This is a genomic window from Winogradskyella sp. (assembly GCF_965228925.1).
GTDB lineage: Bacteria > Bacteroidota > Bacteroidia > Flavobacteriales > Flavobacteriaceae > Winogradskyella.
In genome coordinates, this window is record NZ_OZ245845.1 from 4,082,716 (window position 1) to 4,109,710 (window position 26,995).

General features: G+C 37.5%; 28 protein-coding genes. 16 read left to right on the forward strand and 12 right to left on the reverse strand.

Going from position 1 to position 26,995, the window contains the following annotated elements:
- Position 1: 1 nt before the first annotated feature.
- Both ACO052_RS17030 and ACO052_RS17035 read left to right on the forward strand, forming a co-directional pair.
- Positions 2-913, forward strand: coding sequence for a bifunctional metallophosphatase/5'-nucleotidase (locus ACO052_RS17030; RefSeq protein WP_422104996.1), 912 nt, complete (start codon positions 2-4; stop codon positions 911-913).
- 58 nt (positions 914-971) lie between these two features.
- Positions 972-1,364 (forward strand): DoxX family protein, encoded by a 393-nt coding sequence (locus ACO052_RS17035; RefSeq protein WP_422104997.1) that lies wholly within the window; start codon positions 972-974, stop codon positions 1,362-1,364.
- Here the strand turns inward: ACO052_RS17035 and ACO052_RS17040 are convergent.
- From ACO052_RS17040 to ACO052_RS17060, 5 genes are all read right to left on the reverse strand, one after another.
- On the reverse strand, positions 1,353-2,090 hold the full coding sequence (locus ACO052_RS17040; RefSeq protein WP_422104998.1) for a hypothetical protein: 738 nt from the start codon (positions 2,088-2,090) through the stop codon (positions 1,353-1,355). The genes ACO052_RS17035 and ACO052_RS17040 overlap by 12 nt on opposite strands.
- 106 nt (positions 2,091-2,196) lie before the next feature.
- Positions 2,197-4,191 (reverse strand): NAD-dependent DNA ligase LigA, encoded by a 1,995-nt coding sequence (ligA, locus tag ACO052_RS17045; protein WP_422104999.1) that lies wholly within the window; start codon positions 4,189-4,191, stop codon positions 2,197-2,199.
- A 132-nt stretch (positions 4,192-4,323) separates the two neighbouring features.
- Positions 4,324-4,905: a TIGR00730 family Rossman fold protein gene (locus ACO052_RS17050; RefSeq protein ID WP_422105000.1), complete on the reverse strand. Its 582-nt coding sequence runs from the start codon at positions 4,903-4,905 to the stop codon at positions 4,324-4,326.
- Between the two features lie 2 nt (positions 4,906-4,907).
- Positions 4,908-5,801, reverse strand: coding sequence for a peptide chain release factor N(5)-glutamine methyltransferase (prmC, locus tag ACO052_RS17055; RefSeq protein WP_422105001.1), 894 nt, complete (start codon positions 5,799-5,801; stop codon positions 4,908-4,910).
- Between the two features lie 2 nt (positions 5,802-5,803).
- Positions 5,804-6,295 (reverse strand): GNAT family N-acetyltransferase, encoded by a 492-nt coding sequence (locus tag ACO052_RS17060; protein WP_422105002.1) that lies wholly within the window; start codon positions 6,293-6,295, stop codon positions 5,804-5,806.
- A 35-nt stretch (positions 6,296-6,330) separates the two neighbouring features.
- On the opposite strand from ACO052_RS17060, the gene ACO052_RS17065 reads away from it, so the two are divergent.
- Genes ACO052_RS17065 through ACO052_RS17080 form a run of 4 tightly spaced genes read left to right on the forward strand, consistent with a single transcriptional unit; the run spans position 6,331 to position 9,312 of the window.
- Positions 6,331-6,816, forward strand: coding sequence for an LEA type 2 family protein (locus ACO052_RS17065; protein WP_422105003.1), 486 nt, complete (start codon positions 6,331-6,333; stop codon positions 6,814-6,816).
- Positions 6,817-7,821, forward strand: a complete 1,005-nt coding sequence (ribD, locus tag ACO052_RS17070; RefSeq protein ID WP_422105004.1) for a bifunctional diaminohydroxyphosphoribosylaminopyrimidine deaminase/5-amino-6-(5-phosphoribosylamino)uracil reductase RibD — start codon at positions 6,817-6,819, stop codon at positions 7,819-7,821.
- Positions 7,822-7,852: 31 nt separating this feature from the next.
- Positions 7,853-8,467 (forward strand): HAD family hydrolase, encoded by a 615-nt coding sequence (locus tag ACO052_RS17075; protein ID WP_422105005.1) that lies wholly within the window; start codon positions 7,853-7,855, stop codon positions 8,465-8,467.
- On the forward strand, positions 8,464-9,312 hold the full coding sequence (locus ACO052_RS17080; RefSeq protein ID WP_422105006.1) for an EamA family transporter: 849 nt from the start codon (positions 8,464-8,466) through the stop codon (positions 9,310-9,312). Before ACO052_RS17075 ends, ACO052_RS17080 begins: the two co-directional genes overlap by 4 nt.
- Positions 9,313-9,387: 75 nt before the next feature.
- Here the strand turns inward: ACO052_RS17080 and ACO052_RS17085 are convergent, their stop codons facing one another.
- Positions 9,388-10,980, reverse strand: coding sequence for an aryl-sulfate sulfotransferase (locus ACO052_RS17085; RefSeq protein WP_422105007.1), 1,593 nt, complete (start codon positions 10,978-10,980; stop codon positions 9,388-9,390).
- 54 nt (positions 10,981-11,034) lie between these two features.
- On the opposite strand from ACO052_RS17085, the gene ACO052_RS17090 reads away from it, so the two are divergent.
- A complete protein-coding gene (locus ACO052_RS17090) occupies positions 11,035-11,643 on the forward strand; it encodes an IMPACT family protein (RefSeq protein ID WP_422105008.1) in 609 nt (202 codons plus the stop codon).
- On the opposite strand, the gene ACO052_RS17095 is transcribed toward ACO052_RS17090, so the two are convergent.
- Positions 11,638-12,045 carry an acyl-CoA thioesterase gene (locus ACO052_RS17095; protein WP_422105009.1) on the reverse strand — a complete coding sequence of 136 codons (408 nt, stop codon included), beginning with the start codon at positions 12,043-12,045 and terminating at the stop codon, positions 11,638-11,640. The genes ACO052_RS17090 and ACO052_RS17095 overlap by 6 nt on opposite strands.
- Before the next feature lie 197 nt (positions 12,046-12,242).
- Between ACO052_RS17095 and dnaA the strand changes: the two genes are divergently transcribed.
- The 4 genes from dnaA to ACO052_RS17115 all read left to right on the forward strand — a co-directional run bounded on the left by dnaA (position 12,243) and on the right by ACO052_RS17115 (position 16,336).
- A complete protein-coding gene (gene dnaA / locus ACO052_RS17100; RefSeq protein WP_422105010.1) occupies positions 12,243-13,670 on the forward strand; it encodes a chromosomal replication initiator protein DnaA in 1,428 nt (475 codons plus the stop codon).
- A gap of 10 nt (positions 13,671-13,680) precedes the next feature.
- Positions 13,681-14,145 (forward strand): low molecular weight protein-tyrosine-phosphatase, encoded by a 465-nt coding sequence (locus ACO052_RS17105; protein WP_422105011.1) that lies wholly within the window; start codon positions 13,681-13,683, stop codon positions 14,143-14,145.
- A gap of 66 nt (positions 14,146-14,211) precedes the next feature.
- Positions 14,212-15,618, forward strand: a complete 1,407-nt coding sequence (locus ACO052_RS17110) for a PQQ-dependent sugar dehydrogenase (protein ID WP_422105012.1) — start codon at positions 14,212-14,214, stop codon at positions 15,616-15,618.
- Position 15,619: 1 nt separating this feature from the next.
- Positions 15,620-16,336: an SAM-dependent methyltransferase gene (locus ACO052_RS17115; protein ID WP_422105013.1), complete on the forward strand. Its 717-nt coding sequence runs from the start codon at positions 15,620-15,622 to the stop codon at positions 16,334-16,336.
- Here ACO052_RS17115 and ACO052_RS17120 read toward each other — a convergent pair.
- The 5 genes from ACO052_RS17120 to dapF form a co-directional block, all read right to left on the reverse strand.
- Positions 16,333-16,989: a peptidoglycan-binding protein LysM gene (locus tag ACO052_RS17120; RefSeq protein ID WP_422105014.1), complete on the reverse strand. Its 657-nt coding sequence runs from the start codon at positions 16,987-16,989 to the stop codon at positions 16,333-16,335. The two genes, ACO052_RS17115 and ACO052_RS17120, sit on opposite strands and share 4 nt — an antisense overlap.
- Before the next feature lie 117 nt (positions 16,990-17,106).
- On the reverse strand, positions 17,107-18,012 hold the full coding sequence (locus ACO052_RS17125) for a DUF2279 domain-containing protein (protein WP_422105015.1): 906 nt from the start codon (positions 18,010-18,012) through the stop codon (positions 17,107-17,109).
- A gap of 3 nt (positions 18,013-18,015) precedes the next feature.
- Positions 18,016-19,059 carry an endolytic transglycosylase MltG gene (gene mltG / locus ACO052_RS17130; RefSeq protein WP_422105016.1) on the reverse strand — a complete coding sequence of 348 codons (1,044 nt, stop codon included), beginning with the start codon at positions 19,057-19,059 and terminating at the stop codon, positions 18,016-18,018.
- 3 nt (positions 19,060-19,062) lie between these two features.
- Positions 19,063-19,587 (reverse strand): GNAT family N-acetyltransferase, encoded by a 525-nt coding sequence (locus tag ACO052_RS17135; protein ID WP_422105017.1) that lies wholly within the window; start codon positions 19,585-19,587, stop codon positions 19,063-19,065.
- Positions 19,581-20,360, reverse strand: coding sequence for a diaminopimelate epimerase (gene dapF / locus ACO052_RS17140; protein WP_422105018.1), 780 nt, complete (start codon positions 20,358-20,360; stop codon positions 19,581-19,583). Before dapF ends, ACO052_RS17135 begins: the two co-directional genes overlap by 7 nt.
- Positions 20,361-20,511: 151 nt before the next feature.
- Between dapF and ACO052_RS17145 the strand changes: the two genes are divergently transcribed.
- The 5 genes from ACO052_RS17145 (at position 20,512) to ACO052_RS17165 (ending at position 26,941) form a co-directional block, all read left to right on the forward strand.
- Complete coding sequence (locus ACO052_RS17145; protein ID WP_422105019.1) at positions 20,512-21,918, forward strand: trypsin-like peptidase domain-containing protein; 1,407 nt, start codon at positions 20,512-20,514, stop codon at positions 21,916-21,918.
- A 174-nt stretch (positions 21,919-22,092) separates the two neighbouring features.
- Entirely contained in the window at positions 22,093-22,320 is a 228-nt protein-coding gene (locus ACO052_RS17150) for a hypothetical protein (RefSeq protein ID WP_422105020.1), read from the forward strand.
- Between the two features lie 186 nt (positions 22,321-22,506).
- Positions 22,507-23,955 carry a glyceraldehyde-3-phosphate dehydrogenase gene (locus ACO052_RS17155; protein ID WP_422105021.1) on the forward strand — a complete coding sequence of 483 codons (1,449 nt, stop codon included), beginning with the start codon at positions 22,507-22,509 and terminating at the stop codon, positions 23,953-23,955.
- A gap of 185 nt (positions 23,956-24,140) precedes the next feature.
- A complete protein-coding gene (locus tag ACO052_RS17160; protein WP_422105022.1) occupies positions 24,141-24,764 on the forward strand; it encodes a tRNA (guanine-N1)-methyltransferase in 624 nt (207 codons plus the stop codon).
- A 41-nt stretch (positions 24,765-24,805) separates the two neighbouring features.
- Entirely contained in the window at positions 24,806-26,941 is a 2,136-nt protein-coding gene (locus tag ACO052_RS17165; protein ID WP_422105023.1) for an STT3 domain-containing protein, read from the forward strand.
- Positions 26,942-26,995: the final 54 nt, after the last annotated feature.

Genomic DNA, 26,995 nt, shown 5'->3' on the forward strand with positions numbered 1-26,995 from the left:
CATGAAACGACGACATTTTATACAACAGACTACGGCAGCCACCACAATGCTAGGTTTGGGCGGGCTATCTTTACAATCGTGTCACCCCAAGTCGAAGCATATCACCATTCTTCATACCAATGATGTACATAGTCATATAGATCCTTTCGGACCAGATGATAAAAGAAATGCCAACAAAGGCGGAGTGGCGAGACGTGCGACTATTGTAGAAGCCATTAGGAAAGAAAATCCTAATACCCTGCTCTTAGATGCTGGAGATATTTTTCAAGGCACGCCTTACTTTAATTATTATGGAGGTGAGCTAGAGTTTAAGCTCATGAGTATGCTCAAATACGATTTGGCCACGATAGGCAATCATGATTTCGACAACGGTATTGATGGGCTTTATGCACAACTGCCAAATGCAGAGTTTGAGTTTGTATCGGCAAACTATGATTTTTCGAATACCGTTATGGATACGCACATAAAACCTTATAAAGTTTTAGTGAGAGATGGTGTGCGAATTGGCATTTTTGGTTTAGGTGTTCAACTTGAAGGGCTTGTTGATAAAAAAATGTACAAAGAAACGGTCTACCATTATCCCATAGAAATTGCCCAAGACATGTCTCGTATTCTAAAAGATGACGAATCGTGCGATTTGGTGATTTGTTTATCTCATATTGGTTACGACTACAAGAACCATCCAAATCGTGTTAGTGATTTAAAGCTCGCCAAGGCTACGAAGGATATCGATTTGATTATTGGCGGACACACGCATACCTTCTTACCGAAACCCACTATAACCAAGAATAGTATGGGACAAAATGTGCTTGTCAATCAAGTAGGAGCCTACGGTTTGTACCTGGGTAGAATCGATTTTTATATCGAACCCGGAAAAGAACTAAAATCAGATAGCACAACAATAATTGTCTAGATTCTTGTAAGTTACTTAATTCTGAACGTCTAAGATTTCAACTAAACAACCATATATTATGAAATCTAAGACCGTTATTTTAATACTACGAATTATTGTTGCCGTAATCCTTATTCAAACACTGCGATTTAAGTTTACAGCGCATCCCGACAGTGTCTATATTTTTGAAACTGTAGGTTTGGAACCTGTTGGTAGAATTGGCATTGGTATACTAGAACTCATTGCAGGTGTATTACTTTTAATACCAAAAACAGTCTGGGCTGGTGCTACACTAACACTTGGTCTTATTGGAGGTGCCATTATGATGCACTTAACGCAATTGGGTATCGAGGTAAAGGGTGACGGCGGCGTTTTGTTCTACACGGCCATAGTCACTTTTGTACTAAGCGCCATAATTCTATATAACAATAGAAAAGCGGTTCCCTTTGTTGGTAAGCGCTTAAGCTTCTAGCTTTTCATCGATATCCACATAGTCTGGCTCTGGACCTGTATATTGTAGCTGCGACTGTAAATAGAAAAACAGAAAAGCAACGACCAAAAAGAAAGAATAAATAAACCCCAGGTTGTTATCCTTTAGGATATAGTAGTAGGCCAACTGAATAATCTCTGAAAACACAATACAAATAGAGCCTAAAAGGAATTGCATGGACTTATTATCGTTTCGATACATGTAATCTATCAGCGCTACCGATAATAGCGCCATGATTACCGCATTATATATAAATTCTAATGTATATTCATATATGGAAAGTGCACCTTTTGTGGTATCCGTCACTAAAACCACACAAAATACATCCAACAGAAAAAGAATGACTATGGGTATGGCAAGTTCTCTAAATACTTCTTTTAACTTGAGTGATACTGTGATTTTTGCAATTAGGAACACATAAGATATAATATACAGAATATTGGCTCCGTAATAATAATAATCCACTTGCCCCTTCTCTATTGTTGGTCCGTACCAAGCCGAATAGCTCAATAGATGCGCAATCGTAAACGTCACTAAAAACCAAAAGAATAATTTTGACTTTACGTTGGTCCATCTGCAGTACAGAATGGTCAATAATACAAGCATTAGCGCACTTACTGCTGCCCCCTCTAGCTCAAATCCTAGGCCTTGAAGTACTATAAAGACTCCTCCTAAAAGTAATAGCCCTACTTTTATGGTTCTATTCACTAACATTAATTAATCCCTTATTAATGAAGCGAATATAATAATATTTTACAATTAAACGATAAAAAATTGCATTTTATCGATTAAATACCCATTTTTTTGTAAGAATTTATTTCAATAGCTCTAAAAATGCTTCCTCAGTAAGTATTTGAATATTCAAATTTTCTGCCTTCGTACGTTTACTTGGCCCCATTTTATCACCTGCAACCAAATAACTGGTCTTAGAAGATATGGATGAAGACACCTTTCCGCCATTATCCTCAATGAGTTTTTTAAGTTCGTTACGAGAGAGTGACTCAAAAACTCCAGAAACAACTATGGAGAGTCCTTTTAACTTATCGGTCTGATTAGCCAATTTATCTGCAGAAATTTCAAGTTGTACCCCAAAAGATCGCAAGCGTTCTACAATATGTCTATTTTCTTCCGAAGAGAAAAATTCAACCACACTGTCTGCAATACGCTCTCCAATTTCATCTACAGTCACCAAATCCAGCGCTGAGGCAAACATTAAAGCATCAATAGATTTATAATGTCTGGCTAACTTTTTGGCAACGGTTTCACCTACATATCTTATCCCTAAGGCGAATAACACACGTTCAAAAGGAATTTGTTTGGAGGCCTCAATGCCATTAATGAGATTCTCAGCGCTTTTCTCTGCCATTCGTTCTAACGGAATGACCTGCTCAACCTTTAACTCATATAAATCGGAATAATTGGCAATCAGTCCTTCATTTACTAATAAGGCAACCGTTTCACCACCTAAGCCTTCAATATCCATGGCTTTTCTGGAAATGTAATGTTGAATACGCCCTATGACCTGTGGTGGACAACCGTTATAATTTGGACAATAATGCTTGGCTTCTCCCTCTGGGCGCACAAGTTCAGTACCGCATTCCGGACAATGTGTTATATACACCGTAGGTTTTGAATCGGAAGGTCGTTTGCTTAAATCTACACCAACAATCTTCGGGATAATTTCTCCACCTTTTTCTACAAAAACGGTATCTCCTTCCCTAATATCTAATTTTTCAATCTGATCCGCGTTATGAAGCGATGCGCGTTTCACGATAGTACCGGCCAATAGTACGGGTTCTAGATTCGCAACTGGTGTAATGGCTCCCGTGCGCCCTACCTGATAGGTGATTTGATTTAATCTGGTGGAAACTTGCTCTGCCTTAAACTTATAGGCCATAGCCCATCGTGGCGCCTTAGCCGTATAACCTAATTCCTCTTGTTGATACAAACTATTGACCTTAATGACTACGCCATCAATCTCGTAAGGTAAGTTGTGCCGATGTTTGTCCCAGTATGCTACATAATCTAATACCTCATCAATAGAACTGACTAATTTTGCCTCTTTTGGTACTTTAAAGCCCCATTCCCTAGCCTTCTGCAAACCCTCAAACTGTGTGGAGATATTCAGGTTATTTCCCTTAATACTATAAAGTAAACATTCCAAAGGCCGTTTTGCCACCTCTGCACTATCTTGTAGCTTTAAACTTCCCGAGGCCGTATTTCTAGGGTTTCTATAAGGTTCTTCGTCATTGGCAATGCGCTCTTCATTCATTTTTAAAAATCCCGCAATAGGCAAAATAATTTCCCCTCTAATATCAAAACGCTCTGGATAATCTCCTTTGAGCTGCAAGGGCACTGTATGGATGGTTTTTACATTGGTGGTTACCTCATCACCTTGTACACCATCTCCCCTAGTCACTGCTCTCAACAATCTTCCATTTTCATAAGTGAGATTCATGGAAGCCCCATCATATTTTAACTCACAAGTATATTGTACCTCGCCATCGACCAGTTTTTTGATTCTGGTCTCCCAATCCTGCAAATCTTCTTTAGAATAGGAATTATCCAACGAATACATTCTGAAATCATGAGTAACCGTATTAAAATTCTTTGTTATTGTGCCACCAACACGTTGCGTGGGTGAATTGGCATCAAAAAACTCAGGATGTGCGGCTTCTAAGGCCTGAAGTTCCTTCAACTTCATATCAAACTCATAGTCACTAATAGTCGGACTATCAAGGATATAATAATTGTAGTTGTGCTGACGTAATTCGTCTCTAAGGGATTGTATGTTTTGTTGTGTGTTCATTTTAACTGTCATTCCTGAAAAAGCAGGAGTCTATTTAATTAAAACTAAATGATATTCTTTTATGGATTCCTGCCTTCGAAGGAATGACATAACAGGGAATAATCTTAATTCGTAATTCATCAATCGTCAATCCTAAAGTCCTTCTTTATTCAACCATTTTGGTGTTGGCAATGGCACATAATTATTCATTTTATGGAGTAAACCACTAATCGTATCATCGATAACCACAGCATCCAAATTGTCCTGCTTTAAAAACCCACGTGCCACCATGGTTTTGCACTGGGCAATTAATGCGTCGTAATAGCCGTTAACATTCAAAATACCGATGGGTTTTGTATGTAGACCCAATTGTCCCCAGGTCGTAATTTCAAAAAACTCATCCATGGTACCGAATCCTCCAGGAATGATGATAAACCCATCACTCTTCTCATACATAATCACTTTACGATCATGCATGTTCTCGGTCACAAAAATTTCTGTGAGTTCATTATTAACAATTTCTTTCGTTCTCAGAAACTTTGGAATGACGCCAATGGTTTTCCCTTGATGATCTATAACACCTTGCGCTACCTTGCCCATAATACCAATCTTCGCTGCGCCATACACCAAAGCGATCTGTTCCTTGGCCAATGTAACACCCAAATCATAGGACTCCTTAACAATGTAAGGATCATTGCCACTACTACTGCCACAAAATACTGCTATGCTTTTCATATTTATCTCTTTATTCCTTTTAACATACGGTCATTACCATTAATATCCTGTCGCAATTCAATATTTTGAAAATTGGCATCTGTGAGTAATTGCCTCATATTTTCACCAAGATACTGGTTAATTTCAAAATACAAATGACCTTTTGGTTTCAAATTATTAACAGCAACATCTGTTATCGCTTTGTAAAATTGAAGGGGATTTTCATTATCTACAAATAGTGCTAAATCTGGTTCATTGTCCAATACATTTGGTTTCATTTCTGCTTTCTCCAAATGTCTTACATAAGGTGGATTGGAAACAATGATATCGAATTGAGATGCTGAAACAAGTTCAGCATGATAGGCTATGTTTAAAATATCCTCTTCCATGAATTTTACTTCAACATTGTTGAGTTCTGCATTTTGCTGAGCAACCTCGAGTGCCGCTTTTGAGACGTCTAAAGCATAAATTTTAGCGTTTGGCAGGTGTTTAGCCAAACTAATGGCTATGCAACCCGAACCGGTTCCTATGTCTAAAATTTTGAGCTTAGAACTTAGCTTTGAATCAGACTCTTGAAGAACCTCAGTGTTCAGAGAATTAATGATCCAATCCACCAACTCCTCGGTTTCTGGTCTCGGAATAAGTACATTGGGATTGACCTTAAATTTTAAGCCATAAAACTCCGTCTCCCCTAAACTATATTGTATGGGCTTTTGTTGCTTTAAATCCTCAAGGGTTTTAAAAAAAGTATCGATTTCAGACGCTGTGAATAACAATTCGGGCTCTAATGCCAATTGAAGTCTAGTAATGAAAAAATAATGTTCGGCAGTCAAAAAGAAAAATTGTTCTGCTTCGTCCTTACCATAAATAGCATCCAGTTCCTGATGGAAAATCGTCTTTAACTCGAGGGCCTTCAATATTACAAATCTTTAAGCATCCAAACGGAACAAGAATAATGGCCCGTATCTCCCATAGGTTCGTCAATAAACTCAAAACCTACTTTTTTATAAAGCTTTCTCGCGTCATCCATATAAGGCATCGTCTCCAAATAACACTGGTCAAAGCCCGCTTCTTTTGCAAATACCAAGCATTTTTGCATCATCTCACTGCCCAGACCCTTACCTCTCGCTTCTGGCATAAAATACATTTTTTGTAACTCGCATACATTCCCCTCATAATTGTCTAAAGGTGAAATTCCTGCACCACCAATAATACGGTCTCCTTTTGCTACCACAAAGTAAATTTTACGCACTTGGTCATAGGTTTCGGTCATACAATCCAAGGCTGCATCTTCGTAAGCCGTACCCACTTTGGGCACACCCATTTCAATCAACACACTTCTAATGGCCTTAGCAATTTTAGGATCGTCCTTTTGTTCTATTTCTCGAATAACAATAGTATCTTTACCCACAAAATTTAAGATTTTAACGCTGAATTTATTTCGGTATGAAGATAGCCATAATTATCTATGTTATGCTTAAAAGAACAGCACTCATTTTATTGTTTTTTTCACTAGTTTTCAACTGTACCGTTACCGAAGAACCCGAGTTTTTAGGTCTGGAAAATATAAAAGTTGAAGACTCCAATATTAAAAATATCACCCTTAGTGCAGATGCCTTATTTAGTAATCCTAATGATGTTGGCGGTACCCTTAAAACTGATAATTTAAAGGTTTATATTAATGATACAGAAGTCGCTACTTTTGTATCGGACCCCTTTAAAGTCCCTTCCAAGAAAAACTTTAAGATTCCTTTGACCGTGGCCATAGCGACCGACAGCATTATTGACAGAAAAAGTCTTGGTGGACTGTTAGGAAGTTTAATTTCACAACAATTAAAAGTCCATTACAAAGGTGAGATCAAGTATAAGGTCTTGGGTTACTCATCTGTTTATGAAGTGGATGAAACTCAGGATGTAAAAATTAAACTCTAGTTGCAAGTTCACGAATATTACATAAAGCGCTGTTTGCAGATAGGCAAAAATGGATTGGGTACAACACGACCAAATCCTATGGTTGGCTGTGTGATTGTGTGCAATAACAAAATCATCGGCGAAAGCTTTACTAGTCCTTATGGTTACAGTCATGCAGAGGTCAATGCCATCAATTCTGTAAAAGATAAGGCCTTACTCCGTAAAAGTACACTATATGTAACGCTAGAACCTTGTAGCCATTTTGGAAAAACACCACCTTGTAGCGATTTAATTATTAGACATAACATTCCAGAAGTTGTTATTGGTTGTATTGACGACAATCCGGAAGTGGCGGGTCGCGGTATTGCGAAATTAAAAGCTTCAGGTTGTCATGTAATTGTTGGAGTACTTGAAGAAGCATGCAAAGAACACCACAAACGTTTTTTCACTTTTCACAATAAAAAAAGGCCTTATATCATTTTAAAATGGGCAGAAACTACTGATGGTTTTATAGCACCAAAAACAAAAGACGAAAAGAAACCCGTATGGATCACTAATCAATATTCGAGACAATTGGTTCATAAATGGCGCGCCGAAGAACAGGCTATTTTAATTGGTACTCATACCGTAATGGAAGATAATCCAAGCTTGACCGTAAGGGATTGGAAGGGTCAAAATCCTATTCGAGTAGTCCTGGACAAAAGCTTTAAATTAAAAAATGATTTTAGCGTATTCGACAATCAATCTGAAACGATTAGAATTACAAATACTGAAATCGACTTTGAACAGCCCTTAGCTACTCAAGTATGCCGTATGTTGCATGACAAAAACATCAATTCCATTATTATTGAAGGTGGGGCCAAAACGCTTCAGACCTTTATAGATGAAAACCTTTGGGACGAAGCACGTGTTTTTATTGGGAAACCTCAATTTAAAGAAGGTGTTAAAGCACCTAAACTTAAAAGGCAATTGATTTCAGAGTCCAAGATTTTGGAGGATACGTTGAAAATTTACAGGAATAATTAATAAGATCCTGAAACAAGTTCAGGATGATGATATGATTAAAACATTAATATTCGATTTTGGTGATGTCTTTATCAATTTAGACAAGCAAGGTGCACTAGAAAACGCCCTTAAGCTTTTTGAGCTCTCAACCTTTGAAGACGACATGATTGCTATAAATATGCAATATGAAATGGGTAAAATTTCAATGCGTGAATTTATAGATTTCTACATATCAAAATTTCCAAATTTAAACACATCTCAAGTTGTTGACGCCTGGAATTTTATCCTAAGGGATTTTCCCGAATATCGTTTGGATTTTATCAAAGATTTATCTCAAAAAGGCAACTTTAAGCTTATGTTGCTTAGCAATACAAATGAAATGCATATCGATTGTATTAAAGCAACCGATATGGCTTTCTATAAAGCTTTCAAAGATTGTTTCGATAAATTCTATCTATCGCATGAAATCCATTTGAGAAAACCTAATAGTGATATTTTTGAATTCGTTCTACAAAGTAATGACTTAAACCCTAGCGAATGTCTATTTATTGACGATACCTTGGAGAATACCGAAACTGCTGAGTCCATGGGTATTCATGTTTGGAATATCGATGAAACCAAAGAAGATGTTGTCAACCTTTTCGAAATTAAAAAAGACCTCTTTTGATATTTTTAATCCTCAGCATATTTTCCTCTACAGCTATAATTGTACTCTTCAAACTATTCAACAAATACAATGTCAACACCTTACAAGCTATTGTCATCAATTATATGACTGCCAGTGCCTGCGGTGTACTCTTCCATAACTATGAGGTTAACAATTCTTCGATACTAGGTTCTACTTGGTTTTTTGTCGCTTTAGCTTTGGGGTTCTTGTTCATTGGTATTTTTAATGTTATGGCACTCACCGTCCAGAAAAATGGGTTATCTGTAGCTTCAGTGGTCAGTAAGATGAGTGTAATTATCCCCATTTTGTTTGGCATTATAGTGTATAATGAAAGTGTTGGTTTTCGAAAAATAGCTGGTATTCTTCTGGCCTTGATTGCCGTTTATCTAACTTCAGTAAAGCCAAAAAGCGACATTGTTCTTACGAGGTCTATTTATTTACCGATAACTCTGTTCTTAGGTGCTGGCATTATAGACACCAGCGTCAATCATTTTGCTCCCGATGGTAAAATGCCTTTGTTTTTAGCCATAATCTTTGCCAGTGCAGGTGCTATAGGTATTACCATCGTTGGTTATAAAATACTGAACAAAAAGGACAAGTTGAACAGAAAAAGCATCCCATTTGGCTTGGCTTTGGGTATCGTCAACTATGGCTCTATGTACTTTTTATTAAAAGCCTTGCGCGTTGATGGATTTGAAACCTCATCTGTATTCACCATTAATAATGTAGCTATTGTAGCAGTCTCTTGTTTGGTAGGACTTTTACTTTTTAAAGAGCTCATTTCTAAAAAGAATTGGGCGGGAATTCTATTGGCTCTAATTTCAATCATTTTGGTAACGCTATAAACAAATAAAAAAACCATCACTATGCAATAATGATGGCTATTTATTAATACCTATAAGTAGAACTAAATGTACCTCTTAATCTTTCAATACCTTTACGAATTCTGAGTTATTATCGATCGAAACCTCAACGATGTACATACCTTTAGCCAAGTTCTCTAAATTAATAAAGTCAGAGTCAGATTTGCTCAACACTTTTTTGCCGGTCATGCTATATACCTGAATACGGTCTATACGTCTTGCGAATTCAAAGTTTAGGATATCCCTTGTCGGATTTGGAAATACGCTGAGATCATTGAGTTCTGAATCATCAACGGATAATCTATTTACACAATCATCGGATATGGAGTTTTGATTCTCAATGATACCCGTATTGTTGAACGCTAATCCATTAAAACCAACATAGTTCGAAGGATAGCGATGTGCCCTAAAGGCTCCATTACCTTCAGGTTGTGAAAATTGATCGAAATCCAAATCATTGCCCACCGGTATTCTGTAAACCCATAGAATATTACCAGCCGGGTCAACTTCTGTGAGACGTCCTATATCGGATTCGTTGATAAGTGCATTTCCGTTAGATAAAATCTGTAGACCACTCTGCGCCGCGGCGTGCATCACTTCTCCCATAATGACGCCGTCCCAAGACCAAAAATAATCTTGAGGCAGAAATTTACCTGAATCCATGCTATATACCCCATTGGTATCGCTCTGATCTAAAATATGAATCGAAGAGGCGAAGAAATCATTGCCATAACCATCATTACTGAAAACGGACATCATGCCTTGAGTTGGACCCTCGGTAATCCATTTTATATCGTGTTGTCTTCCCAGCTTTCTATCTGCAGCAGTACCTTGATCATACACTTCTGGATTCCCCCATCGCCATAAAAAGTCGCCACCCTTACCGTAAGTGCCACCCGTATGAGATGCGGCTTCTACAGTTGTTGTACTGTGGTCTATAACAAACACCTCGCTAAGACTTCTTGAGGAAAATGCCAATTGATCTAAATCTTCATTGTAATCCAAGGCGTTCGCATGGATAAGATTAGAAGCATTGCCATTATCAAAATTCATGTCCAATAATTGTGGATTGTCAGCGACCACTCCAAAATTGGGCTTCGTGTTATCAAAATTCTGTACAAGATGATCAAACAACTTCCACTCCCAAACAATTTGGGCAGAATCGGTTCCAACCGGTTGAATTTCTAAAATGCGTTCTAAGACCAGTGTGTCTAGAATATAGGATGTATCCAAACCCTCTGCAAACATTTCCGTATTGGTATATATGTCTCTAACTAAAACCAAAAAATTACCATTCGGAAGTGGTTCAATATCATGGTGGATTTCAAAACCAAAGGTGTCTTGATAATTTATTCCCCAGAGAATATTGTTGTCCCAGTCCCTAATATCAGCATCAAAACGGCTACTTTGAAGTATATTGCCGTTCTCTAAAATGTAACTGGAGACGCTTTTCCTACCAGAAAAATCCCATTGTCTCATAACCTCGCCGCAATTATCAATTAAAAAAACCCGATCATCAGATCTTGGATTAAACAACGTATAGCCATCAGACTTAACGGCATTAGCATCATCGAGTATTAAACCTAAGGTCTCTTGCGAATGAGACAAATAAAATGTGGAAAGTAAAATTAAAACTATAATCTTCTTCATTGCTTCTTTTTAAATCAAAGATAAGTAATTTCGGGTAATTTTATAAACTCTTTTATGAGCACATTAGATACATATAAAACCATTACCAAGCAAGCGCAAGGAGCCATTTTTAAGGATAAGGGCAGTAAGTTCTACGGTTATGCCTTCCCAATACGTGATGAAGCACAGATCAAAATGCATGTAGAAAGCATAAAAAAAGAACATTATTCGGCACGACATTGGTGTTATGCCTTTCAAATTGGTACGGAGACCATCAGCTACAGGGTTAATGATGATGGAGAACCCAAGAATTCTGCAGGTATGCCCATATATGGACAAATTCAATCTTTCGGTCTTACTAATGTTTTAATTATCGTAGTACGTTATTATGGTGGTACTAAACTAGGTATGGGTGGCCTAATAAATGCCTACCGAACCGCTGCAAACCAAGTATTGACGACCGCAGATATTGTTGAACGAACAATTAATCAAAATTTTAGACTCTATTTTGAATATAAAAGCATGAGTAAAGTGATGCGATTATTAAAGGAACATCGAATTGATATCATCAATCAAACCTTAGAACATAATTGTATGTTGGAAATATCTGTCAGAAAAGGTAACAGTTCTAAAATTCTAGAACTTTTTAAAGATTGTTTTGGGGTGAAAATTGATGAATTATAACGAATAATTATGCAGTTTATCTAAAAGATATTTTGGACAGCGCGTAGGCCTATTGCGTTTCATATCGATAAACGCTAAAACTGTATTGCCAGTTGCTAATAATTGACCGGAATTGTTTCGCAACTCATAATCAAATTCTATTGAAGCCGTTGGCATTTTTTTCAACTTAGTTATCACTTTAAGCTCGTCATCATAACGCGCTGAATTTTTGTAATTTATAGACAACGAAATTACAGGAAGCATTATGCCTTCAGCTTCCATAGCCCTGTAGCTGAGACCAAACTCGCGTAACCACGCAGTTCTACCAACTTCAAAATAAACGGCATAATTAGCATGATACACAACGCCCATTTGGTCTGTCTCACCATAACGAACCCTTATTTTTGTCTCATTAAAATTCAACTTTATGCTTTTTTTTAACAAAAAATTTGTAATTTTCAAGGATTTTAAACATGGGGAAAATTTTCTAAAAATTCAATAGAATTTCATTTTTTTTTTAAGAATTTTGTTCACATATTTGTCATGTTCAAAACCACAAGAGAATCCTAATTCTCTTTTTTTTTGCTAATCTAACTAACAACGAAAATCTGACTTAACGAATGGAGATCACAGCGCAATCTGTATGGAATAATTGCCTCGAATTTATAAAGGATAATATACAACCTCAAGCCTATAAAACATGGTTTGAGCCCATACAAGCGGTTAAACTTTCTGGTAATGCGCTGAGTATCCAAGTACCGAGTAAATTTTTCTATGAGTGGTTAGAGGAACATTACGTAAAGATTTTAAAGGTGGCCCTAACAAAAGAATTGGGTGACGATGCCAAATTAGTTTACGTCATAAAGATGGAAAACACCTATGGCAACAAACAGCCTTTTACCGAAAAAATTCCAAGTGCTAACCGAACTCCTGTTAAATCTCAAGATGTAGATGTCCCTTTTAATAATAAGAGTCCAGAATTAAAGAATCCTTTTATCATTCCGGGCATTAGAAATGTAAAGATTGAGTCTCAGCTCAATCCTAGTTATACTTTCGAAAATTTCTTGGAAGGAGATTCTAACCGTCTAGCTAGAAATGCCGGTATCGCAGTTGCCAATAAACCTGGAGGTACCTCTTTTAATCCACTTTTAATTTTTGGCGGTGTCGGTTTAGGAAAAACACATTTGGCCCATGCTATTGGGGTTGATATTAAAGATAAGTATCCCGAAAAAACGGTGTTGTATATTTCTGCTGAGAAATTTACGCAACAGTATATAGATTCAGTAAAGAAGAATAACAGAAATGATTTTATTCATTTCTACCAAATTATTGATGTTTTAATCATTGATGATGTTCAGTTCTTGTCTGGCAAAACCGGAACACAAGATGTCTTCTTTCACATCTTTAACCACTTACACCAAAATGGCAAGCAAGTCGTCTTAACGAGTGATAAAGCTCCTGTCGATATGCAAGATATTGAGCAGCGCTTATTATCTAGATTTAAATGGGGACTTTCGGCCGAATTACAGACCCCGGATTTTGAAACTCGAGTGTCTATCCTAAAAAATAAGCTCTACAGAGATGGCGTTGAAATGCCCGAAGAGATTGTTGAGTATGTTGCCAAACATATCAAAACCAATGTGAGAGAGTTAGAAGGTGCCATTATATCACTCATCGCACAATCTTCATTCAACAAAAAGGAGATTACAATCAATTTGGCAAAAGACATTGTTGAGAAATTTGTAAAAAACACGAAGCGCGAAGTGTCTATAGATTATATACAGAAAGTGGTTTCTGATTATTTCCAAATGGATGTCAGCACTTTACAATCCAAGACCAGAAAACGCCATATCGTACAAGCACGTCAATTGGCCATGTTCTTCGCTAAAAAATACACAAAAGCCTCTCTGGCAAGCATTGGTTCTCAAATAGGTCAGCGCGATCATGCCACGGTTTTACATGCCTGTAAGACTGTAGATAATCTTTCTTCAACTGATAAACAATTTAGAAAGTACGTTGAAGATTTAGCCAAAAAACTATCGCTTTAAATCACTAATCATGACTCGTATTTTAATGGTGTGTCTTGGCAATATCTGTCGCTCACCACTAGCGCATGGTGTTTTAGAATCCAAACTCCCCAGCAGCAAGTTTTTTATTGACTCAGCTGGTACAGCAGCATATCATATTGGTAATCGACCAGACCGCCGTTCTATTGAAGTCGCCGGTTTACATGGCATTGATATCAGTACCCAAAGAGCCAGACAATTTAAAGTGTCCGATTTTGATACTTTTGATTACATCTATGCTATGGATGCTTCAAACTATACTAACATTATTAATTTAGCTAGAAATACTGACGACATAGGTAAGGTAAAATTGTTCCTAGAAGAACATCCAACCATTTCCAACAAAAATGTCCCCGATCCTTATTATGGGGATATGACAGACTTTGAGCATGTGTTTGATCTCGTTGAAGCCACATCAAATCGAATAGCGCAAAAGTTGCTAAGCACCCCACTGTAGCGCATTACTTACTACTTACTTGATTTTTTTGTAATTTAGTGACATAACTCCCATATTACCTATGCTATGAAAACTATAACTACACTTTTGTGCTGCTTGTGCATTACAGTATGTTTTTGCCAAGATTTAGAACTCGAATTATTCGTATCCGGTTTGAACCGTCCTGTCAATATAAAACATGCCGGGGATGATCGTTTATTTGTTGTGGAACAAAATGGTACCATTCGAATTGCTACATCTGCCGGAACTCTAGAACCTTTTCCTTTTTTGGATATCACTGGCCGCGTAGGCGATATTGGAGGTATAGGAGATGAACGCGGTCTATTAGGTTTGGCATTTCATCCTGATTATGCCACCAATGGTTATTTTTTTGTAAACTATATCAATAACTCGGGGGATACCGTGATTTCGAGATTCTCAAGAAACACCACCAACCCTTCGCTCGCAGATTCTACTTCCGAACTCATTATATTGACCTATGACCAACCATTTCCAAATCACAACGGTGGTGATTTGGCCTTTGGAGCCGATGGTTACTTATATATTTCCTCTGGTGATGGAGGCTCGGGTGGAGACCCTCAAGACAATGGTCAAGACCTAGAAAATCTCTTAGGTAAAATTCTTAGAATCGATGTCAATAATTCTTCGGTATCTGACCCTTATGATATACCAGCTGACAACCCCTTTGTTGGCAATGCCGCCGCAAATGACGAAATATGGGCTTATGGCTTGAGGAATCCTTGGAAGTTTTCGTTCGATAGACTTACCAATGACATTTGGATTGCTGATGTGGGACAAAATGAGTTTGAAGAAATTAATAGAGCCTCATCGACTGATGCTGGTTTAAACTATGGGTGGAGATGTTATGAAGCCAATAGTACGTTTAATACCTTAGATTGTCCTAACGCCAACACACTTACCTTTCCTGTAGCAGAATATAGCCATTTTAATGATGGCGATTTTAAGTGCTCTATTACTGGAGGCTACAGATATCGCGGTTCGACCTACCCCAATTTTGACGGCTTGTACTTTTTTGCGGATTATTGTAGTGAAGAAATCGGCTTTTTGAGGTTCGAAAGCGGCAATTGGAACATGACCTTAGAGGGTTTCTCTGGAGATTGGGTTGCTTTTGGCGAAGATATTAGTGGCGAACTTTTGGTGGCCAGTATTTCAGGAAGCATTTTTAGGTTAACTGATGCACTTTTAAGTGTGGATGAAAACGCGCTTAGCACGCTCACTATTTATCCAAATCCTGCTGAAGACATACTTCACGTCGATTTTTCAAATAACACTACCTCAATACCAATGGAGATGACCATCTACGATATTCAAGGAAAATCAATAAAATCCCTTTTGAAAACTAATGACGCTGTTCAGGATATCAATATTTCCGATTTAAAGTCTGGCTTCTATGTTTTAAAAATTACATCCGAAGATGGTCCGCAAATCAGCAAAAAGTTAGTCATCAATTAAAATGAATACCCAAAAAGGCGCATTGTATTTAATTCCCACAAGGCTAGGCGATAATCCGCCTCTTGAGGTATTACCTATATCTATAAAAAAGGTGATTGAAGATATCGACTACTACATTGTTGAAAATGAAAAAACAGCGCGGCGCTTTATAAAACGTGTATCGCCGAGTAAGTCCCAACCTTCATTGAAGCTGAGTGTCTTAAATAAGTACACCACGGAAGGCGAACGGAATACCTATTTAAACCCATGTCTTGAAGGTGAATCCATGGGCTTACTATCCGAAGCAGGGGCGCCAGCAATTGCCGATCCAGGATCCGACATTGTCAAATTGGCACATCAACTGAACATAAGAGTCATTCCGTTAGTTGGCCCGTCATCAATCATCCTAGGGCTCATGGCTTCAGGTATGAATGGTCAAAGCTTTAGCTTTAATGGCTACCTACCTATAGATAAGAATGAAAGAAAGGCCAAATTAAAGGCCTTAGAAAAGCTTTCGGCTGAGCATAATCAAGCCCAGATTTTTATTGAGACGCCCTACAGGAATATGAATATGCTAAATGACCTCGCGAAAGTGCTTCACCCACAGACTAGGGTCTGTGTCGCTTGTGATTTGACCTTACCTACGGAATTTATAAAAACAATGCCAGCTAGTGCTTGGAAAACCAATAAAGAGGACTTTCATAAAAGACCCGCCATCTTTATTATACAAAAAGATTAAAGTCTTGCTTTTGCTTTCTTATTGGGCGCTATAACGGAAGTATCGTAGCCTGAAAATCGCTTCATGTAGTATTTTACCGTTGTGCCATAAGCATCCGCAAAGTTATCACTACCATAGCTTCGCAAAAACTTCTTAACACTTCCAGGTCCGGCAAGGTGAGCCGCTGCCAATATACCCGATTCGGTAACCTTAACACCACCTATAAGCTTTCCATCAAAACGCTTAATATCCTTTCTCAAGACCCATTTGTTTCGAGATGCGTTAGCCATAAAGGCCTTTTCTTGTAGCTCTGGATTGTATAGAAACTGGTTCGGATTGTAAATACCCAATAATTTTAAGGTCTCGGAACCGAATTGGTACTTGCCTAAATACCCCAAGGTATTTACTGTAAAATAATCACCTCTAGACTCTTTAAAAGCTAGAGCTTCTTTAAAGCCCTCAAAAGATTTCCCTAAATGAGGTGTGAATATATTTGGCTTAATGTCCTGAGTATCTTCAGTCATAGCCAATTCTGCAGACATATTATAATCTAGGTCTAATCCTTCAGTAGAATATAAATCTGAATTTAAAGTGGAATCTGGATATAATGCCAAAGCAATTAACAAACAAATTGAAAATGGCAATAGAACATTCTTAACGCTATTTTTAATCATAACAGCCAATTTTTCACTCATGAAGCTTTCCCCAAAGACTTCATAAAAATTCGGCTGCAAATATACGAATTTTTTCTAAATTCTGAAAATCAATACGTTAAGCTTTGTTAAAAGTTATTAAAAGTAGATATAATGCAGCTTTGCGCGCCCTCGACTATTGAGCTCTATAGTTGGAAAAGGGATCTTAATGACGTTAAAAACGTCAAAAATCGTTTTTAAGACATGAGATTTCGTTTTAATTCGACTTAAATCGATATCTAAACTCAAGTAAAACTGTCGTGTTCTATTTTGGTCGGGAAAAAGTGGATCATTAGGGTCACCAGACAACATGCCATCAGCTCCGTATCCAAAAGCTAAGTTTAACCAATTCGGTATATCATCGGTCTTTAGAAAGGCATTGATATTTGCACTCAACCAATAGGTTTGGCCATTGTAATCTTTCAAGAATTCTTCGGCCAAACCACTGCCCAATTTATCGGGTCGTTGTTCGGCGAAACGCGTTCTATGAAATGAATACTTTAACAACACACGCTGTTCTCGCCATAATAATTCTTGGCCTACATACAATCCTGTTCCTAAAGCATTAGCCGCCATATCTGCCCAAGAAAAGCCCCATTCTTCCGAAAATCCATCCATAACTTCAACAGCCGTCAAAAAGCCCAAGCCCAATGTTGAACCATAGATTAATTGGTCCTTTCGACCCACACCAGCCCAGTTTAAGGTATTGGCCCCTAGCCTTCCCAACTGATAAGACGAAAATACATGACCGAGCTTATCCATCTGCAGCCATTCCTCGCTATCATCAATCGTCTTGAATTTAGAGCGTGGATAATCCGCATACCATAGCTGATCTAAGGCCAAAAGCGTCAAGGTTCCTAGCGACGCTTCCGTTATGACCACCGCATTTCTTCTGGGACGATTTAAGGAGTCACTTGGTTTTAAAAAGGAATTAATTTGAGACTGTGAAAAAAGAGAGGTAGAAACACAGAATACTACAATGCTATAGCCACAAATCCACCTCAAGGCTTACCTATTTATGCCTTGTGATGACAAATAGCGCTGATAGGCTCGAGCATTGACATTATGTTGCTGTAATGACTTGGCAAACTTATGATAGCCAGGTCGTTTAACATCGACTGCAAAATAATAATACCCGTGTTTTTCAGGATTTAAAACTGCATCAATCGCCGATAGATCTGGCATCGCAATTAGGCCTGGTGGTAATCCGGCATTTTTATAAGTATTATAAGGAGAATCTATCTCTTTATGTACATTTAGGACTCGCCTAATAACCGTATTTTTGTATTTCGGCAATTGGTAAGCTGCAAATTTAAGCGTCGGGTCGGCATCGAGCTTCATTCCTATTCGCAGTCGATTTAAATAGACCCCCGCTACCCTAGGTTGTTCTTCTTTTTGCTTAGATTCTTCATAAACGATAGAGGCCACGGTCATCACTTCATTGGGTGAAAGATTCAATGCCGTTGCTTTCGCCATACGGTCCTCGTTCCAAAACTTTTGGTAGGCTTTTAACATTTTATCCCTAAAGCCCTTAGCGGACGTATTCCAATAAAATTCGTAAGTATCTGGCAGATACATTCCTAATGCCGTGGCCTGATTGAATCCATTTTCGTTTAAAAAAGCGGTGTCGGTCATCGCAGCAATAAGTGATGTACTATCCGCTTCGATTTGTTTACTTATACGCCCTGCTAAATCTTCAAGATTATGCTGATTATTAAAGGCGATCTTAACCGGTAAATTTTGGCTTCTTATGGAATTAATGATCTCATTATTATTCATGCCTTTGGAAATGACAAAACGACCTGCCTTTATATTGGCGGTATATTTTTTTTGACTTGCCAAAGCATCGAATGTACCCATATCCTTCAGCAAGGGTTTGAGTTGCTCCCTTACATGGGTATAATTGGCATCTGTAGGAATGTAGATATAGGCCTTATCATTACTGAATGCTGTATTGGGCTGAAACATCGCTCCATAAATAAAATAAGCGATGACCCCAAAAATGATGAGTCCAATTATTGCTATAGCCCAAAGTATCTTTTTTATATACATATACTAATTATTAATATGCTGCAAAATATATTCATTTGAAAATGCTTCTCCATCAAAACTCCAATCTTTTTTTAAACCAATTATTTCAAAACCAAGGCCCTCAAACAATTTTAAACTGGCCTGGTTGTCTTCTGATATATTGGCATACACCTGATGCAAATGTAGGACGTTAAAACAATAATCGACCAAAAGTCCGAGCGCTTCCTTACCGTAACCTTGATGCCTATCTGCTGCTTCCTTAATTAAAATACCTATACCGGCGCGTCTGTTCTTGATATTAAAATCAAAAACGTCAATCAATCCAATTGTATTGTTATCGTGAGTACAAATTGCTAGACGCAATTGTTTGGCTTCATAAATATCCTGTTTTGCGTTTTCGAGATATTGTTTAATTAAAAACCTAGAATAAGGTGCTTGCGTATCGCTCAATTGCCAGAATGACATGTCATTCTCGACCTGATATACAAAATCCAAATCCTCAGGTTCCAAGGCCCTTAGGTATATATGTTCACCTTTAAGAGTCACCATTCCAATTCTCCTTTAAATACTTGTGCTGCTGGACCGATAAGCCATACATTGTTGTATCCAGCTTCGCTCTCCTCAAAAGTCACTTTTAAATCACCCCCAGGAGTCTTTAATTCTATAGCATTGGCTGCAGTTTTAGCACTTTTGTGCATGGCAATAGCTACGGCAGTAACCCCAGTTCCACAAGATAAGGTTTCATCTTCCACCCCACGCTCATAAGTCCTAACGGCAAATGCATTGTCGGTAAGCTGCTCAACAAAATTCACATTGCTACCGGCATCCCCATAAGGCGCCCCATATCTGATTTTAGAACCATTTGCTTTGACATTATACCCTTTAACGTCGGATACCATTTGTACATGATGCGGCGATCCCGTATCCAAAAAAAGATGTTGATCAAAAACGTTAACAGTATTGACATTTTGCATCTGTAAATGCACAATGTCACCATTAATTTTAGCGCGATGTAAACCATCTATGGCAGAAAATACGGTCTGGTCATCAATAATTCCAAGAGATTTTGCAAAGGCAGTTATACAGCGTCCACCGTTGCCGCACATACTGCTCTCATTACCATCGGCATTAAAATAAACCATTTTGAAATCTACATCTTTATCATTTTCCAAAAAAATAAATCCATCGGCTCCAATGCCAAAACGTCTGTCGCACAATTCAGCAATACGCTTGGTATCATTTTTGTTGATATTTAGTAAACGATTGTCAACAATAATAAAGTCGTTTCCGGTACCTTGATATTTATAAAATGTCATTGTCATAATTACAGGCAAATATAAGAATAATAGCCTGTAAAATGTGGTGTTAAAACGCAGTTAAAGTTGGCGTTAAATAGTCGTTAAAATAGAAAATGAAATTCAATAAATCTCTAAATTTAAACGTTAAACGATTGAACTTAAATCCTGAAAAATTATGAAGAAGATTTTAACTCTAGTATGTGTTTCAGCTTTAGGCGGTCTATTGGCCTTAGGCGGATATAAATTGTTCGTCGAAGAAGAACAACAAGAGCAATTGGCCGTAGAACAGGTTTCTGATTTACCGGTTTATGTACCAACGAACACCACTCCAAACACTACATCTTATGACCTTCCGAACTTTGTGGAAGCTGCAGAAAAATCAATTGACGCCGTCGTTCATGTTAAAAATACGGCAATTGTTACCGCACCAATGTCTATGCAAGATCTATTTTTTGGTCGCAGTTCGCAACGTGCTCAGGTCGGTACCGGTAGCGGGGTTATTATTTCACCGACAGGTTATATAGTGACCAATAACCACGTGATACAAAATGCTAACGAAATCAGCATTACACTGAACAATAACAAATCGTATATGGCTGAGCTTGTTGGCACCGATGAAGCCACGGATATTGCCTTAATTAAAATTGAAACGGACGAAGACCTACCGTTTTTAGCTTTTGGAGATTCGGACAACGCAAAAATTGGCGAATGGGTATTGGCTGTTGGTAATCCGTTTAATTTAAACTCTACGGTTACCGCAGGTATTATCAGTGCTAAATCTAGAGATCTGAGCGGTAGAAATACACAATCCTTTATTCAAACGGATGCGGCCGTAAATCCTGGAAATTCTGGTGGAGCTTTGGTGAATACCAATGGAGATTTAATCGGTATTAATACAGCAATCTCTTCCCGTGATGGGTCTTATATTGGTTACTCGTTTGCCGTGCCTAGTAACATTGCTCGTAAAATCGTCAATGACATTATGGAGTATGGCAATGTACAAAACGGTATTCTTGGTGTGGTAGGAGAATCGCTCAATAGCAATAGCGCAGAACGACTTGGCACAAACATTACCGAAGGTTTTCATGTCAGTGAAGTCACAGAGGACACGGGCGCAGAAAAGGCAGGTATTCAATCTGGAGATATCATTAAGAAGATAGATAATGTCGAAATCAACAAATTCTCAGACTTGTCTGGCTATCTGAAAACCAAAAGCCCAAAAGACGTCGTCAATGTCACTTTAATTAGAGATGGAAATCAAAAAGTGCTACCGGTGACCTTATTGAAGAATAGTATTGCAGAGATTCCGATTATTGGTCGAGTGAAAGATGCCACCAAAGACGAATTAAAGAGGTTTGGCGCTGAATACGGAGTAAAGATTTCTAAGTTTAACGATGACTATAAATCCGACTGGAATGAAAGTGGTATCGTGGAAGGCAATATCATAACACGCATCAATGGTAAAAAACTGTACTCGGCTGATGACGTTCAAACGGCAATAAAAACTAGAAGTTATAATGAACCTCTTCAAATAGAAGTGATAAATAATGATGGCGAAAAAGTGGTCTATAACTTTAGGTAAGGTCGATTAAAATCTTATAAAAATTGGATTGTTAATGTTATTTTAAATAAGATTAATAAAACTCAAATCTCGATTTTTCAAAGTAAAAAGAAAGTTCTTTTTAATCATAAAAAGTTTTTTACTATAAGAAAATTCTGTAATTTTAAATAACTAATTATTTAAATAAAATTAAGAATGAATTTAGAAAATCTTAAAAAATTTGAGCTTTCAAGAGAAGAATTAAAAAAAGTTAATGGCGGTGCTCGATACGTTTGTGCTGCTGGTCGTGATGGTCAATTAACCACGTTTGGTACTGATAGTGCTGACGTAGCAGAAGCTTGGATGAATATGCAGACGTCTTTCGGATGGGGAGATGTAAGTTGTTTCGATAATCAAGCTCTTCAAACCTACGAATTCATTTAACATAGTGAAAATTTATCAGCTTTAGATTATTACTGCGATACCATCAGTATTTGACGTCTAGAGATAAACTAAAAACCCTTCAAGGAGTTATTCTTTGAAGGGTTTTTATTTTCGACAAAATATGTTACGAAAACGTTTGAAATATGTATTTTTGCGCCGAAATTAAAAAACACTAAACCAAAACAAATGGGTTTTAACGACACTTACGAAAAAGAGTTAGCGTTTCAGGCCGATCGTCGCAGGGCAACGGTCGAATTTATTAAAACAGTGAGCGACCTTTGGTACGACAATTCCATTGAGCTCGTCCTGTTCAGAAATCAATTAATCGACAGAAAAGTGAGCGAAATTCTGAACTTGCACGAGTATGCAGGAGAGTTCGTTCAAAAACCAATTTCTATTTTTGATTCGGTCGAGATTGCTCAGGCCATCAAAAAACTAAACTTACCTCCTGCCAAATTGGATATTGGTAAGTTGACTTATGAGTATCACCTCGAGGATAAAAAGTACGACAATGCCATGGCCTTTGTCGCTGCGAAATTAAAAGAAGCCAAAACATCTAGAGATATCGAACCCAAAGATGTCATCCTCTATGGTTTTGGTAGAATCGGGCGTTTGGTGGCCCGTGAGTTAATGACGCGCACAGGTAAAGGGAATCAATTGCGATTACGGGCTATCGTAACACGTGGCGATATCAATGAAACCGTATTAGAAAAGCGTGCATCACTGCTTAGAAATGATTCAGTACACGGAGATTTTTCGGGTATGGTAAGTGTCGATGTAAAGAACAGCGCACTTATTATTAACGGGACTACCGTAAATATCATCTCCGCTAATGCCCCAGAGACTATCGATTATACAGCTTACGGTATTAACAATGCTTTGGTTATTGATAACACCGGTGCGTTTAGAGATGAAAAGGCACTAGGCAGACACTTAAAAGCTAAAGGCGTAGATAAAGTACTATTGACAGCACCTGGTAAAGGCATCCCAAATATTGTCCATGGTGTTAATCACTTAGAACACAATCCTGATAAGGTAAAGATTTTCTCTGCAGCATCCTGTACTACCAACGCCATTACCCCCGTATTAAAGGCGATTGAAGATTCTTTTGGTGTTAAATCCGGGCATTTAGAAACCATTCATGCCTATACCAATGACCAAAACTTGGTAGATAACTTCCATAAAAAATACAGACGTGGAAGAGCGGCTGGTTTAAATATGGTTATTACCGAAACGGGAGCTGGACAGGCAGTAAGCAAAGCCTTACCATCTTTAGATGGCAAATTAACCTCTAACGCCATTAGAGTTCCTGTACCAAATGGATCTTTAGCTATTTTAAATCTAGAATTAGATAAGAAAAGTTCTGTGGATAGCATCAATACGATTATGAAGAAATATGCGCTTGAAGGAGATTTAGTAGAACAGATTAAGTACGAAATGAGCGATGAATTGGTCTCTAGCGACATTGTCGGTAGCTCGGCCCCATCTATTTACGACAGTAAAGCGACTATTGTTAGAAAAGATGGTAAAAATGCGATTCTATACATCTGGTATGATAATGAGTACGGTTATAGCCACCAAGTTATTAGACTGGCAAAATATATATCTAAGGTAAGACGCTATGCTTATTACTAGACTATATTGAAGATCGAAAATAAAAATCTTGCCATGGGGCAAGATTTTTTTGATTTATGCGTTTCTGACATCTATATAACGACTTGTATCGTATATAACATGTCCATGATAATTAATTTATGAAATGCTCATAAAATCCTTATCTTGGCACCTAATTAATCTAATGCAACCAAAAATTCTTGAGGATGAAAACCTTAACCAAAATCGCTGTAATTCTTGCAGTTACGTTTAGCCTACACCCCATTAATGCCCAAACCAGCAACACGAATGACCAAGATCAATTATCATTAGACCGTGGCACTATAAATAGTCAGTTCGAGTACGTATTTAGAAAGTCCGGTAATTTTAAGGGTACCAATGGCCAGCCTTACGAAGCTGTAAAGCAGGTTTGGCTACTAAAGTTGAAATCTAATGTCTTGGATTCCCTTAAAACAACCTATGGCAACTTAGAAGCGTCTAGAAGTACGGTCGAGAATCAAGCTAAGGAAATTGAGGACTTAAAAGCAAAATTGACGAGTACACAGACGACTTTAGACCAAACCAATACTGAAAAGAACAATATGGCTTTGCTAGGGATGCAAACCAGCAAAACCAACTATAATGTGATTATGTGGGGTATCGTTGCTGCACTATTTGCACTGTTATTGTTCTTTATCTTTAAGTTTAAAAACAGTAATGCTTTAACAAGAGGAGCCAAACTAAAACTCGAAGAAGTCGAAACCGAGTTCGAAGAGCATAGACGCGTGGCTTTGGAGCGCGAGCAAAAAGTGAGACGTCAACTACAAGACGAGATTAATAAGAATAAATAACATTTAAGAATTTAGCCTCATGAGAAAACTAGTTTTTGATCATGTCAAAAAAAGATTCGAATGCCCTAACTAAAAAACCAACGATTAACATAGACAAGCGAATTAGACTGTGGGTTTCAAGTGTCATCCTACTTCTAATTGTTTTATTTGCCATTTATCTCAGATATGAGGATTTTTCCGTTTGGAAGGCGTATAAGTCCCAATTTCAATATCAGGATAAATACCAAATGTCGAATTTTGACAGCTATTATTATTTACAAATAGCTAGAGAATTACAGGAAGGCACTTATGACTCCTTGCAAGAATTACGAAGAGTGCCTAATGAGGTACATGCACCTTATATCCCACCTTTATTATCTGTTTTAGCAGCTTCTATAAGTGGCATTACAGGAATACAACTCGAGACCATAGCCATTTTTCTACCCGTATTTTTAGCATCTTTACTAGCCCCTTTGGTGTTTCTTTTATGTGTAAGACTTAATTTCAACAAAATAGCCTCACTATCCGCTGCTCTTTTTTCCATACTATCTATAACTTATATCGTTAGGACACGTATCGGCGTATTTGATACGGATTGCTTAAATGTAGTTTTTGTATTACTCAATACCTATTTGTTTTACCAATTTGGGGACATTAAATCGAAAAAACGCTATACCTATCTCGCTTTAGGTATTTTAAGTACCTTTCTATTCTACACATGGTGGAATACGGCTACCAGTGTTGTCATTATATCTGCTCTTGTCCCCTTTTCTGTGGCACTAATTTTCTCTTATGAGACCAAAAAACCTTATTTAAAATATCTCATTTTAGGCCTTGCCATATTGATAAGCGCATTTTTTATAAGTGACGAAATTATAGCGTTTGCCAATCTTGTTTTGGGCAAAACGGACACTGCTTTTCCCAATAATTTGGATATCGCAGAATTAGATAAAATTACTTTTGAAGACTTCATAAAAAAGACTGCGGGAAATGATCTTATTTTTTATGCAATGGTTATAGGGATAATACTCTTATGTTGGAAACTAAAACGAAAAGCTCTTTATTTTATAATTCCTATTGGATTGGCGCTATCCCCGTTTGTAGGAGGAAATCGGTTTATGATTTTTTCCGCACCAATTCTAGCGATTGGTATAGGCTACAGCATCCATTTATTGTTTCAATTTAAAACAAGAATAAAACCCCACATCGCTTTGGCAGTTACTGTAATTATTGCAATCATCGGAATTGCTTCAAACTATAAAACCATTACACATAATTATTTAAAACCTGCAGCCTATGAAAGCATAGCTCTATTAAATGCCATGGATCAACATATTCCCGAAGGTGCCAATGTATGGACGGATTGGGATTTAGGGTATCAGATACAATACTATTTAAAAAATGGTACTTATGCAGACGGTGATGTTAGTGATGGGGAACTGTTCTATTATGTAGCATATCCATTAGCCGCGGATAACCTTGCGGTATCTGCAAACTTTATGAGATTCTATAATAAACATGGTATAGAAGGTATGAATACACTCTATGGTGCTTTTTCTGGAGTAGTAAATACTTTTAATTTTTTAAACAATATCTTTTCATTATCACCGAAGCAAACTGAGCAGTTGTTTGTACGAGAACAAGATAATGGTAAGCTTCCAAAAGCCAATGGTCTAAATACTCCAAAGGAATGGGTATCATTTCTCTTCCCGAGAGAATCCGAAGATATTTATGTTTTTTTCTATTACAAAATGACCCAAACAGCTGTTTGGTTTAAACAAGGCCATTCAGACTTAAACACCAAGAAAACTGTTGGACTACCGCTATTCTTAACTTTTAATAATTTGCAAGAACGCGGCAATAAAATTGGCAATGGTCAAATCATTCTGGATAAAAAAACCGGTATTGCCAATTATGGAAAGCAAAAACGGTACTTTCAATCACTTTCAACCTTTAATGGTATCGACTCAGAAACTACTTTTTTTGAATCAGGTAATTCTAAAACTTCTGATAATCGTTTTGTTTTTCAATGGAATAAAAGTATTGGTTTTGGTGCTGCCATGTCCAAAGAAATGGCCAATACCACGCTTGTAAAACTATACTTGTTACAAGAGAAATCGCAATACTTCGAACCCGTAGATTTAAATACCCCTAACTATCAAATATGGAAGATTACAGGAAATGCATACTCGAACTAAATCTATGGAATTATGGCACTATCCGACTCATTCTTGTTATGGCTCGGGAGTTTT

Excerpts from the sequence above, each read along its gene's own strand:
- ACO052_RS17030 (WP_422104996.1), top strand. The coding sequence starts at position 2 with ATGAAACGACGACATTTTATACAACAGACTACGGCAGCCACCACAATG.
- ACO052_RS17035 (WP_422104997.1), top strand. The coding sequence starts at position 972 with ATGAAATCTAAGACCGTTATTTTAATACTACGAATTATTGTTGCCGTA.
- ligA (WP_422104999.1), bottom strand. The coding sequence starts at position 4,191 with ATGAACACACAACAAAACATACAATCCCTTAGAGACGAATTACGTCAG.
- ACO052_RS17050 (WP_422105000.1), bottom strand. The coding sequence starts at position 4,905 with ATGAAAAGCATAGCAGTATTTTGTGGCAGTAGTAGTGGCAATGATCCT.
- ACO052_RS17065 (WP_422105003.1), top strand. The coding sequence starts at position 6,331 with ATGAAGATAGCCATAATTATCTATGTTATGCTTAAAAGAACAGCACTC.
- ACO052_RS17075 (WP_422105005.1), top strand. The coding sequence starts at position 7,853 with ATGATTAAAACATTAATATTCGATTTTGGTGATGTCTTTATCAATTTA.
- ACO052_RS17085 (WP_422105007.1), bottom strand. The coding sequence starts at position 10,980 with ATGAAGAAGATTATAGTTTTAATTTTACTTTCCACATTTTATTTGTCT.
- ACO052_RS17090 (WP_422105008.1), top strand. The coding sequence starts at position 11,035 with ATGAGCACATTAGATACATATAAAACCATTACCAAGCAAGCGCAAGGA.
- dnaA (WP_422105010.1), top strand. The coding sequence starts at position 12,243 with ATGGAGATCACAGCGCAATCTGTATGGAATAATTGCCTCGAATTTATA.
- ACO052_RS17105 (WP_422105011.1), top strand. The coding sequence starts at position 13,681 with ATGACTCGTATTTTAATGGTGTGTCTTGGCAATATCTGTCGCTCACCA.
- ACO052_RS17110 (WP_422105012.1), top strand. The coding sequence starts at position 14,212 with ATGAAAACTATAACTACACTTTTGTGCTGCTTGTGCATTACAGTATGT.
- ACO052_RS17115 (WP_422105013.1), top strand. The coding sequence starts at position 15,620 with ATGAATACCCAAAAAGGCGCATTGTATTTAATTCCCACAAGGCTAGGC.
- ACO052_RS17120 (WP_422105014.1), bottom strand. The coding sequence starts at position 16,989 with ATGATTAAAAATAGCGTTAAGAATGTTCTATTGCCATTTTCAATTTGT.
- mltG (WP_422105016.1), bottom strand. The coding sequence starts at position 19,059 with ATGTATATAAAAAAGATACTTTGGGCTATAGCAATAATTGGACTCATC.
- ACO052_RS17135 (WP_422105017.1), bottom strand. The coding sequence starts at position 19,587 with ATGGTGACTCTTAAAGGTGAACATATATACCTAAGGGCCTTGGAACCT.
- dapF (WP_422105018.1), bottom strand. The coding sequence starts at position 20,360 with ATGACAATGACATTTTATAAATATCAAGGTACCGGAAACGACTTTATT.
- ACO052_RS17145 (WP_422105019.1), top strand. The coding sequence starts at position 20,512 with ATGAAGAAGATTTTAACTCTAGTATGTGTTTCAGCTTTAGGCGGTCTA.
- ACO052_RS17150 (WP_422105020.1), top strand. The coding sequence starts at position 22,093 with ATGAATTTAGAAAATCTTAAAAAATTTGAGCTTTCAAGAGAAGAATTA.
- ACO052_RS17155 (WP_422105021.1), top strand. The coding sequence starts at position 22,507 with ATGGGTTTTAACGACACTTACGAAAAAGAGTTAGCGTTTCAGGCCGAT.
- ACO052_RS17160 (WP_422105022.1), top strand. The coding sequence starts at position 24,141 with ATGAAAACCTTAACCAAAATCGCTGTAATTCTTGCAGTTACGTTTAGC.
- ACO052_RS17165 (WP_422105023.1), top strand. The coding sequence starts at position 24,806 with ATGTCAAAAAAAGATTCGAATGCCCTAACTAAAAAACCAACGATTAAC.